This is a genomic window from Paracoccus panacisoli (genome assembly GCF_042435015.1).
GTDB lineage: Bacteria > Pseudomonadota > Alphaproteobacteria > Rhodobacterales > Rhodobacteraceae > Paracoccus > Paracoccus panacisoli.
The window spans coordinates 120,457-136,637 of record NZ_JBHMQU010000015.1; the positions used below are offsets into that span (position 1 = coordinate 120,457).

General features: G+C 72.6%; 14 protein-coding genes and 1 pseudogene. 4 read left to right on the plus strand and 11 right to left on the minus strand.

Going from position 1 to position 16,181, the window contains the following annotated elements; all coding sequences use genetic code 11:
• Positions 1-94: 94 nt before the first annotated feature.
• Positions 95-688 carry a riboflavin synthase gene (locus ACFHYO_RS04105; protein WP_036704248.1) on the minus strand — a complete coding sequence of 198 codons (594 nt, stop codon included), beginning with the start codon at positions 686-688 and terminating at the stop codon, positions 95-97.
• Between the two features lie 281 nt (positions 689-969).
• Here ACFHYO_RS04105 and ACFHYO_RS04110 point away from each other — a divergent pair, with 281 nt between their 5' ends.
• From ACFHYO_RS04110 to ACFHYO_RS04120, 3 genes are all read left to right on the plus strand, one after another.
• Entirely contained in the window at positions 970-2,364 is a 1,395-nt protein-coding gene (locus tag ACFHYO_RS04110) for a capsule polysaccharide biogenesis protein (protein ID WP_394318563.1), read from the plus strand.
• 114 nt (positions 2,365-2,478) lie between these two features.
• The gene (locus ACFHYO_RS04115) at positions 2,479-3,633 is read left to right on the plus strand and encodes a polysaccharide biosynthesis/export family protein (RefSeq protein ID WP_394318565.1); all 1,155 of its coding nucleotides are present in this window, start codon (positions 2,479-2,481) and stop codon (positions 3,631-3,633) included.
• Positions 3,623-5,929: a capsule polysaccharide biogenesis protein gene (locus tag ACFHYO_RS04120; RefSeq protein ID WP_394318567.1), complete on the plus strand. Its 2,307-nt coding sequence runs from the start codon at positions 3,623-3,625 to the stop codon at positions 5,927-5,929. The genes ACFHYO_RS04115 and ACFHYO_RS04120 overlap by 11 nt, the downstream gene beginning before the upstream one ends.
• A gap of 114 nt (positions 5,930-6,043) precedes the next feature.
• Here the strand turns inward: ACFHYO_RS04120 and ribD are convergent, their stop codons facing one another.
• The 10 genes from ribD to ACFHYO_RS04170 all read right to left on the minus strand — a co-directional run bounded on the left by ribD (position 6,044) and on the right by ACFHYO_RS04170 (position 15,647).
• On the minus strand, positions 6,044-7,027 hold the full coding sequence (gene ribD, locus ACFHYO_RS04125; RefSeq protein ID WP_394318584.1) for a bifunctional diaminohydroxyphosphoribosylaminopyrimidine deaminase/5-amino-6-(5-phosphoribosylamino)uracil reductase RibD: 984 nt from the start codon (positions 7,025-7,027) through the stop codon (positions 6,044-6,046).
• Positions 7,028-7,092: 65 nt separating this feature from the next.
• The gene (gene nrdR, locus ACFHYO_RS04130) at positions 7,093-7,557 is read right to left on the minus strand and encodes a transcriptional regulator NrdR (RefSeq protein WP_036703784.1); all 465 of its coding nucleotides are present in this window, start codon (positions 7,555-7,557) and stop codon (positions 7,093-7,095) included.
• 110 nt (positions 7,558-7,667) lie between these two features.
• The gene (locus ACFHYO_RS04135; RefSeq protein WP_394318569.1) at positions 7,668-8,093 is read right to left on the minus strand and encodes a secondary thiamine-phosphate synthase enzyme YjbQ; all 426 of its coding nucleotides are present in this window, start codon (positions 8,091-8,093) and stop codon (positions 7,668-7,670) included.
• Positions 8,090-8,449, minus strand: a complete 360-nt coding sequence (locus tag ACFHYO_RS04140; protein ID WP_394318571.1) for a hypothetical protein — start codon at positions 8,447-8,449, stop codon at positions 8,090-8,092. Before ACFHYO_RS04140 ends, ACFHYO_RS04135 begins: the two co-directional genes overlap by 4 nt.
• Before the next feature lie 48 nt (positions 8,450-8,497).
• Positions 8,498-9,910 carry a DNA recombination protein RmuC gene (locus ACFHYO_RS04145; RefSeq protein WP_036735147.1) on the minus strand — a complete coding sequence of 471 codons (1,413 nt, stop codon included), beginning with the start codon at positions 9,908-9,910 and terminating at the stop codon, positions 8,498-8,500.
• Positions 9,911-10,035: 125 nt separating this feature from the next.
• Positions 10,036-10,443 (minus strand): BLUF domain-containing protein, encoded by a 408-nt coding sequence (locus ACFHYO_RS04150; protein ID WP_052176524.1) that lies wholly within the window; start codon positions 10,441-10,443, stop codon positions 10,036-10,038.
• Positions 10,444-10,572: 129 nt separating this feature from the next.
• The gene (locus ACFHYO_RS04155; protein ID WP_036735149.1) at positions 10,573-10,932 is read right to left on the minus strand and encodes a hypothetical protein; all 360 of its coding nucleotides are present in this window, start codon (positions 10,930-10,932) and stop codon (positions 10,573-10,575) included.
• A gap of 10 nt (positions 10,933-10,942) precedes the next feature.
• On the minus strand, positions 10,943-12,931 hold the full coding sequence (gene rpoD, locus ACFHYO_RS04160) for an RNA polymerase sigma factor RpoD (protein WP_168782325.1): 1,989 nt from the start codon (positions 12,929-12,931) through the stop codon (positions 10,943-10,945).
• Positions 12,932-13,078: 147 nt separating this feature from the next.
• The gene (gene dnaG / locus ACFHYO_RS04165) at positions 13,079-14,968 is read right to left on the minus strand and encodes a DNA primase (RefSeq protein WP_394318574.1); all 1,890 of its coding nucleotides are present in this window, start codon (positions 14,966-14,968) and stop codon (positions 13,079-13,081) included.
• Positions 14,969-15,047: 79 nt separating this feature from the next.
• On the minus strand, positions 15,048-15,647 hold the full coding sequence (locus ACFHYO_RS04170) for a TetR/AcrR family transcriptional regulator (protein WP_036708884.1): 600 nt from the start codon (positions 15,645-15,647) through the stop codon (positions 15,048-15,050).
• A 337-nt stretch (positions 15,648-15,984) separates the two neighbouring features.
• Here ACFHYO_RS04170 and ACFHYO_RS04175 point away from each other — a divergent pair.
• Positions 15,985-16,181: pseudogene (locus tag ACFHYO_RS04175) on the plus strand (hypothetical protein); the annotation flags it as partial.

Here is a 16,181-nt window from a genome sequence, read left to right on the forward strand (position 1 = left end):
TGACGCAACGGAAGGGTGCCGCGCCGCGGTCGCGCCCCGCTTCTCTCTGGCCAGATACCCGGCGACGCCCACCACCCGCGCGGTGCGGGCAGGATCAGCCCGCCTCGGCCAGCCGCGCTACATAGCGCGCCAGCGTGTCGATCTCGAGGTTCACCAGATCGCCCTCGCGCACCCCGCCCCAGGTCGTGACCGCCTGGGTATGGGGGATCAGGTTGACGCCGAAGCGGTTGCCCTCGACCTCGTTCACCGTGAGCGAGGTGCCGTTCAGCGCCACCGAGCCTTTCGGGGCGATGAAGCGCGCGAGATGCGCCGGCGCCTCGAGCGTCAGGCGCAGGCTGTCGCCCTCGGGGCGGGCGGCGACGATCCGCGCCACCCCGTCGACGTGACCCGAGACGATGTGCCCGCCCAACTCGTCCCCGACCCGCAGCGCCCGCTCGAGGTTCAGGCGCTGGTCGGGGGTCCAGCCTTGGGCGCCGATGTTGGTCTTGTCGAGCGTCTCGGCCGACACATCGACCGCGAACCAGTCGGGGCCCTTGTCGACCACGGTCAGGCAGACGCCGTCGCAGGCGATCGAGGCCCCCAGGTCGACCGTGGACAGGTCATAGGTCGTGGCGATGCGCGCGCGCAGGTCGCCGCGGGCCTCGGCGTCCACGACGCGGCCGATGTCGGTGATGATTCCGGTAAACATGACGCAGTCCTCGCTCGCACCCCGCGCGCCCGCAACGGCGCGGGGCGTCCAGACGATGGGGTCGGAGGGGGCCGGAGACAAGGGGCCGCGGGCGCGGCGCCGATCCTAGGGCCGCGGGACTGCCGGCTGCGGCGGGGGCGGTTCAGTCCAATTGTGCAAAACGTCACCTTGACCCGTCCCGCCCTGCGGCATGATCCTTGGCGGCACGACGCGCCTCTTTCGGCCCGCGGGGGCATGACGATTCGAGTTTCTGTTTCACGCCGCTTTTCCTGGTTGCGCGCATGACCGCCAGCTTCATCGCGCCGCGCGCGGGGGCCGACCCTGCCCGCGCCCCCGCCCCGCGCCCCGGGGTCGACCCGGCACCCGCGGCCCCGGCCCCCGCCCCGGGGACGGCGCAGCCCGCGGACCAGCGGGTGTTCCTGCTGCTGCAGGGCCCGCACGGGCCATTCTTCGACCGGCTCGGCCGGCTGCTCCGCGACAGCGGGGCGCAGGTCTGGCGCGTGGGGTTCAACGCCGGGGACGCGTTCTTCTGGCGCGACCACGACCACTACATCCCGCACCGCGACAGCCCCGAGGACTGGCCGGCCCATCTCGACGCGCTGATCGACCGGCTCGGGGTGACCGACATCGTGCTGTACGGCGACGTGCGCCCGATCCACGCCGCCGCGCGGGCGGCGGCGGCCGATCGCGGCCTTGTCCTGCACGTATTCGAAGAGGGTTACCTGCGCCCCTACTGGATCAGCTACGAGCGCGGCGGCTCGAACGGCCATTCGGCGCTGATGCAGATCGGGCTCGACCGCATGATCGCGGCGCAGCGCGACTTCGGCGACGACGTGAACCGCCCGCCCGCGCATTGGGGCGACATGCGCGAGCACAAGTTCTACGGCGCGCTCTATCATTTCCTCGTGCTGACCGCGAACCGCCGCTATCCGGGCTTCGCCTCGCACCGCGAGGTGCCGCTGGGACGCGAGTTCCGGCTGAATCTGCGCCGCCTGCTGCTCTCACCCGTCCATGCGTTGCGCCGCCGGGTGCAGGCGCGCCGCATCCAGTCCCGCGGCTTTCCCTACGCGCTGGTGCTGATGCAACTCGAACATGATTCGAGCTTTCTCGCCCACTCGCCCTATCGCCGCATGGCCGAGTTCACCGCCGAGGTGCTGACCGCCTTTGCCCGCGCCGCGCCCGGCCATCACCACATCGTCTTCAAGTCCCACCCGCTCGAGGATGGGCGCGCGGCCCTCGACCAGGTGATCCGCGAGCAGGCGGGCAAGCTCGGCATCGCCCACCGGGTGCATCTCGTGCAGGGCGGGAAGCTCGCCGGGCTGCTGTCGCAGGCCCGGGCGGTGGTCACGATCAACTCGACCGCCGCCCAGCAAGCGCTGTGGCGCGGGCTGCCGGTCAAGGCGATGGGGCGGGCGGTCTACTGCAAGCCGGGCCTCGTCTCGGACCAGCCGCTCGAGGATTTCCTGCGCCACCCCGACCCGCCCGACCGGCGGCTCTACAAGCACTACCGCAACTACCTGATGGACACCTGCCAGGTGCCGGGGGGGTTTTACGCGGCGCTCTCGCGGGCGCATGCCCTGCGGCTGGTGGTGGACATGATGCTCGACCCCGATGATCCGTATGCGGCGCTGGAAAGCGGCCGCGCGGCGAACCGGCAACAGATGGCTGATGAATGATGCCCCGCCCCGGCCGGACGGCAGAGGCGGATGGAATTGACCTCCGCGACGCGATAGTGTCGCCGGCAACGACGAGGCGGCGCCATGCCGCCCATGTGGACAGGAGACGTTTTCGTGGTTGACCTGAGCTTTACCCCTCGAGCCGGCGCGCCCCGCAGGCGCCTGACCGTGCTGGCCACCGCGCTCGTCTCGGTGGCGCTGCTGGCGGGCTGCGGGCTGCCGCGCTCGGGCCCCAACAAGAACGAGATCTTCCAGGGCGCCGTCGAACGCGGCGGCAACACCCACATCATCTACGTCAACGACCACGTGGCGCGGGCGGCGAACTTCACCCCGGCCTATGGGTTCGGGTCGGACTTCACCGCGGCCGCCTCGGTCGGCGCCGACGAGATCCGGCCGGGCGACGTGCTCGGCCTGACGATCTGGGAAAACGTCGACGACGGGCTGCTCGCCTCGCTCGGGCAGTCGAACACCAACCTGCAGCAGCTGCAGGTGGACAGCGCCGGCTATATCTTCGTGCCCTACGCCGGGCGGGTGAAGGCGGCGGGGAACTCGCCCGACCGTCTGCGCCAGATCATCACCTCGCGGCTCGAGCAGCAGACGCCGGACCCGCAGGTGACCGTGACCCGCGTGGCGGGCGACGGCGCAACCGTGTCGGTGATGGGCAAGGTCGGCGGCCAGGGGGTGTTCCCGATCGAGCGGCCGACCCGCACCCTCTCGGCCATGCTGGCGCGCGCTGGCGGCGTGACCATCGACGCCGAGGTGGCCGTCGTCACCGTCAAGCGCGGCCGCAACACCGGCAAGGTGTGGCTGCGCGATCTCTACGCCAACCCGCGCTACGACGTGGCGCTGCGCCCCGGCGACGTGATCCTGGTCGAAGAGGACCAGCGCAGCTTCACCGCGATGGGCGCGCTCGGCGGCCAGACCAAGGTGCCGCTGGGGTCCGAAGAGATCAGCGCGATGGAGGCGATCGCCATGGTCGGCGGCCTCAGCACCAACCTGGCCGACCCGACCGGCGTCTTCATCCTGCGCGACGAGCCGATGTCGGTCGCCCGCCGGGTGCTGGGCCAGGACGTCTACGGCGACCAGCGGATGGCCTATGTGCTCGACCTGACGCGGCCGAACGGGTTGTTCCTCGCCCGCGACTTCATGATCCGCGACGGCGACACGGTCTATGTGACCGAGGCGCCCTATGTGCAGTGGCAGAAGACCCTCGGCGCCATCACCGGCGCGGCGGGCAGCGCGCGGTCGCTCGAATCGCTTGCCAACTGAGCCGGAACCGGACCCTGACGGCGCCGCGGCCCCCCGGCCGCGGCGTCTCTTCGTTCTGAACGCGGGGTTCTTCACCGGCCCCCGCGTCCGCCGCATCCTCGCGCTAGCCGGCTGGCAACTGGCCGTGGGCCGCCCCGGCCCCGGCGACGCCGTGGGGGTGTGGGGGGCAAGCCCGACCGCCTGGCGCGGACGGGCGCTCGCGGCCCGGACGGGCGTCCCGGTGGTGACGGTCGAGGATGCGTTCCTGCGCTCGGTCCTGCCCGGCCGCGACCGCTCGCGGATCGGGCGGCGCGGCCCCATCGGGCTGCTGATCGACCCCGAGGGGCTGCATTTCGACCCCGCCACCCCCTCGCGGATCGAGACGCTCGCCGCCTCCCCCGAGGCTGCGGCGCGCGCGGCCGAGGCACGCGAGGCGCTCGCCCGCCTGCAGGCGGCGGGGCTTTCCAAGTACAACGCCCACCGCCCCGGCACGCCGGCACCGGCGCCGGGCTATGTCCTCGTGGTCGACCAGACACGCGGCGACGCCTCGCTGACGGGGGCGGGGCGCGAGACGTTCCTGCGGATGCTCACCGCGGCGCGGGACGAACATCCCGGCGCCCGGGTCGTGGTGCGCAGCCACCCCGAGACGGCGGCGGGTCACCGTCCCGGCCACCTCGGCGCGTGCGACTTGCGCGGGGGCGAGACGCTCGACGCGAGCCCCGTGTCCCCGTGGGCGCTGGTCGCCAACGCCCGCGCTGTCTACGCCGTCAGTTCGCAGATGGGGTACGAGGCGCTGCTGGCCGGTCACCGGCCCCGGCTTTTCGGACAGCCGTTCTACGCCGGCTGGGGGTTGAGCGACGACGAGACGCCGCTGCCCCGCCGCAAGGGCCGCGCGACGGTCGAGACGCTCTTTGCCGCGAGCCACCTGCTCGCGCCGGTCTGGTACGACCCCTGCCGCGACCGGCTGACGGATTTCGAGGGGGCGCTGCGGCAGATCGAGGCCGAGGCGCGCGCCTATGCCTTCGACCGCGACGGGCATCTGGCCTACGGGATGCGGCTCTGGAAGCGCCCCGCCATCGCCGCGATGTTCGGCGAAGGCGCGGGCGTGCGCTTCACCCGCCGGGCGTCGGACAGGGTGTCGCTGGTCTGGGCCAACCGGGCGGCTGAGGTGGCGCGGGAGGGGCAGGATGCCCCGCCGCCATCGCCCCACGTGCCGCGGGCGGCGGAGCAGTCGTCGGCGAGGCGGGCGGTTGAGGCTGATGCCCCACATCCACCCGGCCCAAATCTGCGGCGGGTGCCGCGCACGGGGGGGACCGCGGACGACCTGCTGCACCCCTCGGTCCCGCTTCTTGAGCCGGGCGAACCCGTCACTACCCCCGCCATCGAACAGGTCTCCCATCCCCGCGCTACCAGCACCGGCACTGCGCCAACCGGTATCCCGCCAGCCCCGCCCAACTCCCGCGCGGCACTCGCTCGCGTCGAGGACGGCTTCCTGCGCTCGCGCGGGCTCGGCGCGGCCCTCGTGCCGCCGCTGTCGCTGGTCGCTGACGACCTCGGGATCTACTACGACCCGACCCGCGAAAGCCGGCTCGAACGGCTGATCGCGGACCCCCTGCCGCCCGGCGGGGCGGCCCGCGCCGCGGCGCTGATCGACCGGCTGAGGGCGGCGGGGGTCACCAAGTACAACCTCGCAGGCGCCCTGCCTGAGCTGCCAAGTGACGGTCGCGTGCGCATTCTCGTGCCGGGGCAAGTCGAGGACGACGCCTCGATCCGGCTGGGCGCGGGGGCTGAGCGCACCAATCTCTCGCTGCTGCGCCGCGTCCGCGCCGAGAACCCGCAGGCGCTGATCGTCTGGAAGCCGCACCCGGATGTCGAGGCCGGGCTACGCCCCGGCGCCACCGCGGCGGCGGACCTCGCCGGGCTGGCCGATGTAACCGCAGCCCATGCGCCCGCGGCGGAGCTGATCGACGCGGTGGATGCGGTCTGGACCATCACTTCGACGCTGGGGTTCGAGGCGCTGCTGCGCGGCAAGCCGGTCAGCACCCTGGGGGCGCCGTTCTATGCCGGGTGGGGGCTGACCCGCGATCTCGGCCCGGTGCCCGCGCGGCGGCGGGCGCGGGTCGATCTGCCGACGCTCGTCCATGCGGCGCTGATCGCCTATCCACGCTACCGCGATCCGGTCAGCGGCCTGCCCTGCCCGGTCGAGGTCGCGCTCGACCGGCTGGCCGACGACGCCGTGGCGCCGCAGAGCCGGCGGCTGCGGTTGCTTGCCAAGCTGCAGGGGGCGCTGGCCGGGCAAACCTGGCTCTGGCGCTAACCGCGCAGCCACCACCACCACCCGGCGCCAGACCCGGACCAGCCACCCTATCCCTGCGAATCGCGTCATGGCCCGAGACTGCCCGCGACGGGTGAATCCGCAGTTAAGACCGCCTCACATGAGGTCGCGGACCCAGCGGTGGAAGACGTCCCCGCCCAGCGCCCGGGTCTCGACCAGCCGGAAGCGCGGGGCGTCGGCCAGCGCGCCGAGCCCCAGCGGCCCCACCGCCGCCCGGCCGTCGCCGCCCAGCACGACGCCCGCCGTATAGCCCGCGAGCTCGTCGACCAGCCCCGCCGTTAGCAGCGCCGCCGCGAGCTGCCCGCCGCCCTCGCAGAACACCCGCGTGATCCCGCGCCGCCCCAACTCGGCCAGCGCCTCGGGCAGCGGGGCGGGCAGCACCCACAGCGGGCCGTGCGCGTCATCCTCGGGCGGCAGCGCCGGGATCGGGGCGCCCGCGATCACCACCCGCACCGGCTGGCGCACCGCGCCGAAGCCGCGCACGTTCAGCGCCGGGCGGTCGGCCCGCGCCGTCCCCGCCCCCACCATCACCGCGTCATGGGTGAGCCGCAGCAAGTGGACATGGCGCCGCGCCGCCGGACCGGTGATCCAGCGGCTCTCGCCCGCCGCCGTGGCGATGCGGCCGTCGAAGCTAGTAGCGAGCTTCAACGTCACCATCGGCCGCCCCTGCGTGACCCGCGTCAGGAACCCGCGCTGCAGCGCCGCAGCGGCGTCGAACCGGCCCCCCTCGACCACCTCGACGCCCGCCGTGCGCAGGATGGCGTGGCCGCGACCGGCGACCCGCGGATCGGGGTCAGTGAGGCTCGACACCACCCGCGCGACACCGGCCTGCACCAGCGCTTCGGCGCAGGGCGGGGTGCGCCCGTGATGGGCGCAGGGCTCGAGCGTGACATAGGCCGTCGCGCCCCGTGCCGCGGGCCCGGCCTGGTCGAGCGCCATGCGTTCGGCATGCGGACGGCCGCCCGGCTGGGTCCAGCCGCGGCCGACGACGCGGCCGGCGTTGACGATCACGCACCCGACCGCGGGGTTGGGCCAGACGTTGCCCAACCCCCGCGCGGCCAGCCGCAGGGCGTGGTCCATGTGGGCAAGGTCGGTCGGATCGCGCATCGGGCCTTCGCGTCCGTCCGGCAGGTGACGGGCCGCGCTCACTCGTCGGGGGTGTTCGGCCGCAGCTCGCTGACGAAGCGGTCAAAGTCGTCGGCGGCCTGGAAGTTCTTGTAGACGCTGGCAAAACGGACGTAGCCCACGGTGTCGATGCGGGCCAGCGTCTCCATCACGATCTCGCCGATCACCTTCGAGGAGATGTCGGTCTCGCCCATGCTCTCGAGGCGGCGGACGATGCCCGAGATCAGCTGGTCGAGCCGCTCGGCCTCGACCGGGCGCTTCTGCATGGCGATGCGGATCGAGCGGGCCAGCTTGTCGCGGTCGAAATCCTCGCGCCGGCCGCTCGACTTGATGACCACCAGATCGCGCAGCTGCACCCGTTCGTAGGTGGTGAAGCGCCCGCCGCAGGCGGGGCAGAAGCGGCGGCGGCGGATGGCGACGTTATCCTCGGCCGGGCGCGAGTCCTTGACCTGCGTATCGACGTTTCCGCAGAACGGACAGCGCATGGATGGACCCTCGGTCGTTGCCAGACGCCGCGACTATACATGAGCGCGAGGCTTTGGGTAGCGCCTGATTCGGGCCACAAGATGCGGTTTTGCCCGCTGTGGCGGGAAAGCTATAGCGGCTGGAACGCGAGCGCGACCTCGCGCCGGTGCGGGGCGTGGCGATGCTCGACGAGGAAAACCCCCTGCCAGCGCCCGAGCAGCAGCCGGCCGCGCTCGACCGGGATCGAGAGGCTGACCGGGAGGAGCGCAGCCTTGAGATGGGCAGGCATGTCGTCCGGCCCCTCGAGGGTATGGGTCAGGAACGCCATCGCCGGGTCGGTGGCGGGCGGCACCAGCCGATCGACCCAGGCGAGCAGGTCGCGCTGCACGTCGGGGTCGGCGTTCTCCTGCACCAGCAGGGAACAGGATGTGTGCCGCACGAAAGCCGTCAGAATGCCATCCGCGGCACCGATCCCCGTCAGCCAGTCCCCGATCCGGCCGGTGATCTCATGGCTGCCGGGCCCCGCCGTGCGGACCTCGATCAGGGTCAGCGTCACGCGTCGAGCCAGCCTTGCCACTCGAAGTCCCGCACCCGGTCGGCCTCGGCCCGCGCGCCGGCCTCGCCGCCATAGGACGAAAGCGCCTCGTCGGCGGGGAGCATCACGTGCTTCGCGGCATTCTCGGACGAGATGACGATGCTGCCCAGATCAGGCAGCGCGTGGGCACGCAGCCAGTTCCCGACCGCCGTCAGCGCGCCCGCGACCGGCTGCGCGGCGCTGCCGAGCTGCTGCGCGAGGTCGTCGTAGGTGAGATAATGCGGCCCGTCGCCGGACAGGCGGCTTCGCACCAGCGCGATCAGCACGGATTTCTGGAAGTCGGTCAGGGCGGTCGCGGGCTGGGTCGTGTCGGTCATGGGTCCTCCTGTGTCTAGGACCCAATGTGCGCGGGGGCGCGAGGTTCCCTACTCGGCGGCGAGTTCCGGGTCGCGGGCGGCCCCGGCCCCGCCCTCGTCGCGGTCATGCGCCAGCTCGATCCGCCGGGTCGTCCGCGCGCCGAGTTCGCGCAGCAGTTCGGCCTGCCGCACGACGTTGCCCGGCCCGCGCGAGAGCCGCCCCACCGCCGCCGCATGGGCGCGGGCAGCGGCGTCAAGCGCGCCGCCCGCCTCGTCCAGCGCCGCCACCACGCCCGCGAGCTTGTCGTAGAGCATCCCGGCGCGGGCGGCGATCTCGGCCGCACCGCGCTCGCGCCGCTCGACGGTCCAGAGGTGCTCGACGGTCTTCAGCGCCAGCATCAGCGTCGAGGGGGTGGCGATCCCGACCCGCCGCTCGAGCGCCTCGGCGGTCAGCCGTGGCTCGACCCGCAGCGCCTCGGCGAAGGCGCCCTCGACCGGCAGGAACATTAGGACGTAATCCACCCCCTCGGCGTCGAGCGACTGGTACGCGCGGGACGAGAGCTCGGCCACATGGGCGCGGATCGCGGCGACATGGCGGCGCAGGGCGGCGGTGCGGGTGGCGTCGTCCTCGGCCCCCGCCGCGTCGGCATAGGCGTTGAGCGAGCATTTCGCGTCGATCACCAGCGACCGCCCGCCCGGCATCGTCACCACGACGTCGGGCCGCCAGCGGCGCCCCTCGGCATCCGTGGTGCCGGTCTGGGTGCGGTAGTGCTGCCCCGAAACCAGCCCTGCGGCGTCGAGCACCTGGGCGAGGATCATCTCGCCCCACGCCCCCTGCCGCTGCTTGTCGCCCCTGAGCGCGCGGGTCAGCGCCACCGCGTCGCGGCCGATCTGCTCGGAGCGCTGGTGCAGCCCCTCGATATGGGTGCGCAGCGCCGCCTGTGCGGCCTCGCCCGCGCGCTGACCGGCCTGCACCTCGTCCTGGAACCGCGCCACCTGCTCGCGGAACGGGGTCAGCAGCGCGCCCAGCCGCTCGGCGTGGGCGCGTTCGAGGTCGGCGCCCTGACGGCGCAGGCTCTCGTCGGCCATCAGGCGGAACTGGTCGGCCATCTCGGCGCGCAGCGCGCGCAGCGTCTGCGCCTCGTGCGCGGCGATCTCGGCGTCGCGGGCGGCGGTCAGCCGGGCCGCGTCGAGCGCCCGTTCCAGCGCCGCGCTCTCCTGCCGCGCGCGGTGGAGGGCGTCGGCGAGGTTGTCACGCTCTTCGGTCAGCTCGGAGAGCCGGGCGCCCTGCGCGGCGGCCCGCGCCTCGGCCGCCGCCGCGGCGATGCGGGCCTGCGTCAACACCGCCTCGGCCCGCCGCCGGCCGCGCCCCTGCCCCATGGCCCAGAGCGCGGCGAGCACGAGGGCACCGGCCGCCAGCGCCAGCCAAGCCGCGGCCCAGCCGCCACCCGCCCTGGCAAGCCACGCCTCGGCCCGGGTCATGCCCTGCCCTGCCCGTCAGTCCTGTCGTCCATCCGCCGACCGCCCCTGCCCTCATGCCACAGGTTCAGCACCCACGGCCGTTTGCCGACAGTGTTCGCGATTCGGTCCCGAATCGCAAGCGTCTGTCAGAGACCGGCGTTGCGGTGCTGCAGGAACGACAGGATGGTGTTGGCGTAGGCGCGGGTTTCGCGCTGCGCGACCGGGTCGTTGGCCAGCCACGTCAGCAGCGAACTGTCGCTCGAGGTCGAATAGCCCATCCGCCAGCCCCCGAACTGCCGCCGGTCCTGCGTGCCGCGCCAGAGATAGGTCAGGTTCGTGTGGCGCGGGTCACGCTCCATCCGGGCGCAGATCATGGCGAGCGGCTCGGCCGCCCCCTCGAGCCACTGGTAGAAGAACCCGTCCTCGTGATGCAGGAAGCCGGTGAGGTCCAGCTCGGCATTGACCCGCCGCGCGGTCTCGAGCAGCTGGCGCGAGGCCTCGCTGTTCGGCGGCATCCGGGTTTCGCTGCGGTAGAGCACGAAGCTGATCGGCATGGGGGATCCTCCTGATATGGCGGAGAGATCCCGCAAGGATCAGCGATAGACGATCCGGCCCAGCGAAAGAAGATGGCGAGGGGCTCAACATTTGATGCCTTCCCCTGCGTCGTGGCGCGGAACGCGGCGTCAGACCGGCAGGCACCAGCCGGTCAGCGCCGCCGCCGCCGCGCCGTCGTGCAGGCGCAGCGCCAGCTCTCCGTCGGGCTTGAGGCGGGCGTTGGGGAAGCGCGCCAGCATCGCCTGCGGCTCGACCAGCCCCGCGCGGATCGCCGGGCGACGGACGTACCAGAGCACCCAGCCCTCGTTCAGCACCGCCGAGAACATCCAGTCCTCGCCGCGCCGGAAGCGCAGGTCGTGGGCGATGAACCCCTTGCTCGTCAGCTCGCGCGAGAAGCCCTCGGGCAGCGGGCAGGTGACGACCTCGCGCCACGCCGCCCGCGCCCCGTCCGAGACGCCCTCGGCCGCCGCCAGCCAGTCGTCGCTCATCGCCCGGACCTCACTGATCGAGGAACGAGCGCAGCTTGCGCGACCGCGACGGGTGCTTGAGCTTCCGCAGCGCCTTGGCCTCGATCTGCCGGATGCGCTCGCGCGTGACGCTGAACTGCTGGCCGACCTCTTCCAGCGTGTGGTCGGTGTTCATGCCGATGCCGAAGCGCATCCGCAGCACCCGCTCTTCGCGCGGGGTCAGGCTGGCCAGCACCCGCGTCGTCGTCTCCTTCAGGTTCTCCTGAATGGCCGAGTCGAGCGGCAGGACGGCGTTCTTGTCCTCGATGAAATCGCCGAGCTGGCTGTCCTCCTCGTCCCCGATCGGGGTCTCGAGGCTGATCGGCTCCTTGGCGATCTTCATCACCTTGCGAACCTTCTCCAGCGGCATCTGGAGCTTTTCGGCCAGCTCCTCGGGCGTCGGCTCGCGGCCGATCTCGTGCAGCATCTGCCGCGAGGTGCGGACCAGCTTGTTGATCGTCTCGATCATGTGGACCGGGATGCGGATCGTGCGGGCCTGATCGGCGATCGAGCGGGTGATCGCCTGCCGGATCCACCAGGTCGCGTAGGTCGAGAACTTGTAGCCGCGCCGATACTCGAACTTGTCCACGGCCTTCATCAGGCCGATGTTGCCTTCCTGAATGAGATCAAGGAATTGCAGGCCGCGGTTCGTGTATTTCTTGGCGATCGAGATGACCAGGCGCAGGTTCGCCTCGACCATCTCCTTCTTGGCTTGGCGGGCCTCCTTCTCGCCGCGCTGGACCTGGTTCACGATCCGGCGGAACTCTTCGATGTCCACGCCGACGTGCTGGCCCACGCGGGCCATGTCGTGGCGCAGCTTCTCGACACCGGCGAGGTTCTTGTCGAACAGCGCCTGCCAGCCGCGGCCCTTGTTGCCGCGCATCCGGTCGATCCAGCCGGGGTCCAGCTCGGACCCGCGATAGGCCTCGATGAACTCGCGCCGGTTGATTCGGGCGGCGTCGGCCAGCTTCACCATGCCGCTGTCGATGGTCACGATCGAGCGGTTGATCCCGTAGATCTGGTCGACCAGCGCCTCGATGCGGTTGTTGTGCAGGTGCAGCTCGTTCACCAGCCCGACGATCTCGGAGCGCAGCTTCTGATAGGCGGCCTCGTCGCGGGCCGAGAAGCTCTCGTCCTCGTTCAGCGTCGCCGACATCCGCTGGTCCTGCATGTCGGCCAGCTGCTCATAGTCGCGCGCGATCGCCTCGAGCGTCTCGAGGACGCGCGGCTTGAGGCTCGCCTCCATCGCCGCGAGCGACAGGTTCTGGCCCTCGTCGTCCTCGTCGTCGGCGTCGTCGCGACGCATCGGGTTGCCGTCGGCATCGACCTCGCCCTCGCTCCACTGGGGCTTGGCGGTCTCGGTCGCGGTCTCGCCCAGCGGCAGGTCCACCGGCAGGTCGGCGTCGCCCTCGCCCTCGTCGCCCATGGCGCGGCCGAAGGTCGTCTCGAGGTCGATCACGTCGCGCAGCAGGATGTCCTCGTTCAGAAGCTCCTGCCGCCACATGGTGATGGCCTTGAAGGTCAGCGGGCTCTCGCAGAGCCCGGCGATCATGGTGTTGCGGCCGGCCTCGATGCGCTTGGCGATGGCGATCTCGCCCTCGCGGCTCAGCAGCTCGACCGAGCCCATCTCGCGCAGGTACATCCGCACCGGGTCGTCGGTGCGGTCGAGCTTTTCGGTCTCGGTGGTGGCGACGGCGACCTCGCGCGAGGTCGAGGCGGGGACCACGGCGCCGCCCTGCTCGCCCTCTTCGGCCTCTTCGTCCTCGATGACGTTGATGCCCATTTCCGAGAGCATCGACATCACGTCCTCGATCTGCTCGGACGAGACCTGTTCCGGCGGCAGGACGGTGTTGAGCTGGTCGTAGGTGATGTAGCCGCGCTCGCGCGCCTCGGCGATCATGCGCTTGACCGCCGCCTGGCTCATGTCGAGCGAGTGGTCGTCGTCCTTGGCGTCCGGCTTGTCGTCGTCGTCCTTGGCCATGCGGGCGTGTCCTTCTTGCGAGCGATTCGGAACAGCGCCCGAATCAGGCCGGGCCTTCCGGCGGTTCTAGTCGAATCGCCGGGCCCGGTCAAAGCCGGGCCCGGCGGTGATTCGGTCCTGTGATTCGTGCCCGCCGCGGCGGGGCGTTCAGCGGCGGCGGTTGCGCATCAGCGCCTCGGCCTGGGCGCGCACCGCCGCGAATTGTTCCTCGAGCGCGCGCTGGTCGCCCATCACCCCGCTGTCGCCCCCGAGGTCGGGGTGGTCGGCCTGCTGGCGCGCGCGGGCCGACTGGCTCACCCGCCAGGTCAGCCCCTCGTCCACCAGCCCCTCCATCTCGGCCTCGGCGCGGGCGATCTCGTCGCGGGCGGCGCGGTGGGCCTCGATCCGGTCGAGCGCGTTCAGCAGCATCGCCCGCGCGGCGTCGGGGTGTTCGGCCGGGTGGGCGATGGCAGGGGCCGAGCGGACATGGGGATCGGCCATGATCGCGTCAAGGGCGGCGCGCCCGGCGGCGCTGGCGGCCCCGGCGAGCAGGTCGTGGACCAGCGCCGCGCGGCCCGGGTCCGGGGGCTCGAGCCGTTCCAGCCGCGCCTCGACCTCGGCCACGAGGTCGGGGCGGGCGGCGCAGAGCGCCAGCACCATCGCCTCGATCAGCCCCTCGCCGGGATCCGCCGCCACGAGGGTCGAGGCGCGGGTCTGCGGCAGCGGCGGCGGCGGCTCGCCGCGGCGCTGGAAGCGGCCGCCGGGGCTGCGGGCGGGGGCAAAGAGCGCCCAGCGCTTGCGCTTGATCTCGGCGGTGGTGTGCTCGCGCGTGGCCGGGTCGGGGATCAGCGCCACCGCCGCCGCCAGCGCCCGGTCGAGCGCCGCCTTGCGCTCGGGGCTGTCGAAGCTGCGCCCCTCGGTCTCGCGCCGCCAGAGCAGGTCGACGAGCGGCTGCGCGGCCTCGATCACCGCGCGCATGGCGGCGGGTCCGCCGGCCCGGATCAGGTCGTCGGGATCCTGCCCCGGCGGCAGCAGGGCAAAGCGCAGCGCCTGCCCCGGCCCGGTCAGCGGCAGCGCGAGGTCGATGAGCCGCATCGCCGCCCTGAGCCCCGCCGCATCGCCGTCGAGCGCGATCACCGGCTCGGGCGACACGCGCCACATCAGCCGCAGCTGCTCTTCGGTGATGGCGGTGCCGAGCGGCGCCACCGCGCCCTCGATCCCGGCGCGGACCAGCGCGATCACGTCCATGTAGCCCTCGGCCACCACCAGCGGCTGGCCCTTGGCGACGGCGCTGCGGGCGGGGCCGAGGTTGTAGAGCGTGCGGCCCTTGTCGAAGAGGTCGGTTTCTGGGCCGTTGAGGTATTTCGCCCGCGCATTCGGGTCCATCGCCCGGCCGCCGAACGAGATGCAGCGCCCGCGGGCGTCGCGGATCGGAAAGATGATCCGGCCGCGGAAGCGGTCATAGGCCGCGCTCCGGTCGTCGGGCTTGATTGCCAGCCCCGCCGCCACCGCCTGCGCCTCGGGGACGCCGGCCTCGGTCAGGTGCCGCAGCAGCCCCTGCCGCAGGTCGGGGGCAAAGCCGATCTCGAAGCGGTCGAGCGTGCCCGCGTCCAGCCCCCGCCCGGCGAGGTAGTCGCGCGCCGCCGCCCCCGCCCCGGTCTGAAGCTGCAGGCGGAACCAGCGCAGGGCGCGGTCCATCACTTCGACCAGCTCGGCCCGGCGGTCGGTCTGCGCATGCTCGCGCGGCGAGCGCTCGGGCATCGGCACACCGGCCTCGGACGCGAGCACCGCCACGGCGTCGAGGAACCCCATCCCCTCGGCCTCGCGCAGGAACCCGACCGCGTCGCCCTTGGCGTGGCAGCCGAAGCAGTAATAGAAGCCCTTCTGGTCATCGACGTGGAAGGACGCGGTCTTTTCCGAATGGAACGGACAGGGCGCCCACCAGTCCCCCTTGGCCTGGTTCGACTTGCGCAGGTCCCACGTCACCCGCCGGCCCACGATCCGGCTGATCGGGACGCGGGCGCGCAAGTCGTCGAGGAATCCGGGCGGCAGGCTCATTCGGGCGGTCTCGGGCGCAGGGCCGGGGGCGAGGTCGGGGGCTGGGGCTGGTGCAGGTAAGGCTGAGGATGCGGGCCCATCATCCCGCGCCGACCGCCCCGCGGGCAAGCCTCCAGTAATGGTCGGCGAGCGCCGCGCGGTCCAGACGCCCGCCCTCGCGGTACCAGTTCGTCACCCCGGTCAGCATGGCGATCAGCGCCATCGCCGCCAGCCGCGGATCGTCCAACCGCATCTCGCCCGACACCGCCCCGGCCCGCAGGATGCCGGTCAGCGCGTCCTCGTAGCGGCCGCGCAGCGCGGCGATGGCGGCGTGGTTCTCGGGTGTGAGGCTGCGCAACTCCATGTAGCTCAGGAACACCTCGTCGGGGTGGTCGAGCGAATAGGCGATGTGAAAGCGCACGAACCGCTCGAGCCGTTCCAGCGCGCTGCGGTCGGGGCTGTGGTCATGGCTGTCGGCCCAGGCGGCGAGCAGCAGCTCCATATGCTCGCGCAAGAGGTCCGCGAGCAGCGCCTGCTTGTCGGGGGTATAGGCGTAGAGCGCGCCCGCCTGCACCCCCACGGCGGCGGCGATCTGGCGCATCGTCACCGCCCCGTAGCCGTGGCGTGCAAACAGCCGCCGCGCGGCCTGACGGACGAGCGGGCCGGTGATCTCGGCGCGGGAGCCTTGGGTGCGGGCCATCCCGGCGGTGTAGCGAAAAGCGGCGGGTGGGGGAAGCTTGGGGCTGGCGGGGGGTGGGGGGCGGTGGAAGTGGGAGCGCGGGGCCCGGCTGCGGGCCAGTCGCCCTTCGGGACGATGGGGACCGCCTGTGAGGGGTGACCCGGCTCGCCACCTGCGTTCGTCCAGCGAGGTGAGCTGGAACGCGCAAGCGGGGCGGAGGCGGGTCGCGCCGCGCGACGACATCCGAAACCGACGATGGCGCCCTGCGCAATGGGACGCCCGACACCGGCACGGCGTGCCGCCCCACCTTACCCCCACGGGGCTTCCGCACCGGCCGCCCCGGCGCTATCCTTGCCCGATGCTGCGCCCGCTCGCCTGTTGCCTCGCCCTGCCGCTGCTGGCCGCCTGCGCCGAGCCGGATGCCGCCGAATACCCCCGGCTCATGCCGTTGAGCGAGCTGAACCAGCCCCCCGCCATCCCCGCCCATGCCGCCGAGGCGGCCTCGGACCCCGCCGCCGCGGGTGCCGCGCTCGACGCCCGCCCGGCCGAGGCGGT